The sequence below is a fragment of the Stenotrophomonas sp. YIM B06876 genome, assembly GCF_030711595.1.
In the GTDB taxonomy this organism is placed as follows: domain Bacteria; phylum Pseudomonadota; class Gammaproteobacteria; order Xanthomonadales; family Xanthomonadaceae; genus Stenotrophomonas.
Genome location: NZ_JAUJUJ010000154.1, coordinates 1 through 1,849 on the forward strand (window position 1 = coordinate 1; position 1,849 = coordinate 1,849).

At 64.7% G+C, this 1,849-nt stretch carries 3 protein-coding genes; 1 reads left to right on the forward strand and 2 read right to left on the reverse strand.

What is annotated here, in order from left to right:
- A partial coding sequence (locus QZH66_RS15610; RefSeq protein ID WP_305806819.1) for a sugar nucleotide-binding protein occupies positions 1 to 315 on the reverse strand: 315 nt, incomplete at its 3' end.
- Positions 312 to 1,394, reverse strand: a complete 1,083-nt coding sequence (rfbB, locus tag QZH66_RS15615) for a dTDP-glucose 4,6-dehydratase (protein ID WP_305806820.1) — start codon at positions 1,392 to 1,394, stop codon at positions 312 to 314. The genes QZH66_RS15610 and rfbB, both read right to left, overlap by 4 nt.
- A gap of 217 nt (positions 1,395 to 1,611) precedes the next feature.
- Here rfbB and QZH66_RS15620 point away from each other — a divergent pair.
- On the forward strand, positions 1,612 to 1,849 hold a 238-nt coding region (locus tag QZH66_RS15620; RefSeq protein WP_305806821.1), incomplete at its 3' end, for a phasin family protein.

The window sequence follows — 1,849 nt, forward strand, 5'->3', positions numbered from 1 at the left end:
GTCGGTGCTGTAGTGCACCAGCCAGGCGCCCAGCTTTGCCGCCTCTTCGGCCAGCACCCCGGGCGTGGTGGCGTTGAGCAGGCGGGCCAGCCCGGGCTCGCTCTCGGCCTTGTCCACCGCCGTGTGGGCTGCGGCGTTGACGATGACGTCGGGACGCAGCGCGCGCACCGTGTCGGCAATGCCGGCGGGGTTGGCAAAGTCGCCGCAGCGCTCTGTGCTGTCACGGCCCAGCGCTGTCACCTGGCCAAGCACGGAAAGGCTGCGCTGCAGCTCCCAGCCGACCTGGCCGCCTTTGCCCAAGAGCAGGATGTTCATGCCGCGCCCTGCCCCGCACCTGGCTCTGCATACTGGGTCTGCACCCAGTCGCGGTAAGCGCCGGTCTGCACATTGGCGACCCAATCGGCGTGTTCCAGATACCACTGCACCGTCTTGCGGATACCGGTGTCGAAGGTCTCGGCCGGCTTCCAATCCAGTTCGCGCTCGATCTTGCGCGCGTCGATGGCATAGCGGCGGTCGTGCCCGGGGCGGTCCTTGACGTAGGCTATCTGCGTGCGGTAGCTCTGGCCGTCGGCACGCGGGCGCAGTTCGTCGAGCAGGCCGCAGACGGTGTTGACGATGTCGATGTTGGGCTTTTCGTTCCAACCGCCGACGTTGTAGGTCTCGCCCAGTTTGCCGGCCTCGAGCACGCGGCGGATGGCGCTGCAGTGGTCGGTGACGTAGAGCCAGTCGCGCACCTGCATGCCGTCGCCGTAGATGGGCAGGCTCTTGCCGGCCAGGGCGTTGACGATCATCAGGGGGATGAGCTTTTCGGGGAAATGGTAGGGCCCGTAGTTGTTGCTGCAGTTGGTGGTCAGCACCGGCAGGCCGTAGGTGTGGTGCCAGGCGCGCACCAGGTGGTCGCTGGCAGCCTTGCTGGCGGAATATGGGCTGTTGGGCTCGTAGGTATGCTCTTCGGTGAAGGCCGGGGCATCGGGCGCCAAGGTGCCGTAGACCTCGTCGGTGCTCACGTGCAGAAACCGGAACGCTTCATTTTTGATAGCTGGCAGCGCTTGCCAGTAATGCCTTACAGCCTCCAGAAGCCTGAAAGTGCCGACCACGTTGGTCTGGATGAAGTCTTCGGGGCCGTGGATGGAACGGTCGACATGCGACTCGGCGGCGAAGTTGACGATGGCACGCGGCTGGTGTTCGGCGAGCAGGCGTTCGATCAGCGCGCTGTCGCCAATGTCGCCCTGCACGAAGTGGTGGCGCGCGTCGCCCTGCAGGCTGGCCAGGTTGTGCGGATTGCCGGCGTAGGTGAGTTTGTCGAGGTTGACGATGCCCTCTTCGCTGCCGCGCAGCCAGTCGAGCACAAAGTTGGCGCCAATGAAGCCGGCGCCGCCGGTGACGAGGATCATGGGAGGGTCCGTAGGAGAGCTGCCACTTGGCAAAGCTTGTGATTATCCCATTGCGGTTCTGGCGGCACGTAACCAATGGCGTGGCAGCAGAAATGGCACGCTCTGCATTTCCAGGCACGCGCGCCTCAACGCGCAGCGGCGACGCGCGTAGAGTGCAAGGCATGCGCCAAAGGCAGATCGCCTGGCGTCTTTATCAACCTCTGTGATTGGAAACCCCATGGTCAAGAAACTGCAAAAAAGCAGCGACGACGAGAAGAAGGCCAGCGACCAGTTCTCCAGCACCGTCAAGGACTCGGCCCAGCAGATCTGGCTGGCCGGCCTGGGGGCCTTTGCCAAGGCCCAGGAAGAAGGCGGCAAGGTGTTCGAGTCGCTGGTCAAGGAGGGCCTGTCGATCCAGCGCAAGACGCAGGCCGTGGCCGAGGAAAGAATCTCCGAGGCCACCAGCCGCGTGGCCG